Consider the following 430-nt stretch of genomic DNA (forward strand, 5'->3'; position numbering starts at 1 on the left):
ACCGAGAGCCAGAGCCACCGCCAGCTGGCCAGCGGCCTTTCCTGCCCCGTGGGATTCAAGAACGGCACCGACGGCGGCGTGAAGGTGGCCTCGGACGCCATCCTCGCGGCCCAGGCGCCCCATGCCTTCATGGGCATGACGAAGATGGGACAGGCGGCGATCTTCGAGACGCGCGGCAACCGCGACTGCCACGTGATCCTGCGCGGCGGCCGGCAGCCCAATTACGCGGCGGCCGACGTGGACGCGGCCTGCGCGCTGCTGCGCGGCGCCGGACTGCGCGAGCAGGTGATGATCGACGTTTCGCATGCCAACAGCAGCAAGCAGCACCGCCGCCAGATCGACGTGGCGGCCGACGTGGCGGCGCAGATCGCGGCGGGCGATGCGCGGATCACCGGGCTGATGATCGAAAGCCACCTCGAAGAGGGCCGCC

1 protein-coding gene is annotated in these 430 nt (G+C 70.7%); it reads left to right on the plus strand.

Features of this window, described 5'->3' with window-relative positions; all coding sequences use genetic code 11:
- The coding region (locus K9U40_RS24010) for a 3-deoxy-7-phosphoheptulonate synthase (protein ID WP_282892554.1) at positions 1–430 on the plus strand (430 nt) is incomplete at both ends.

The organism is Xanthobacter autotrophicus (assembly GCF_030015065.1).
Taxonomy (GTDB): Bacteria; Pseudomonadota; Alphaproteobacteria; order Rhizobiales; family Xanthobacteraceae; genus Xanthobacter; species Xanthobacter autotrophicus_D.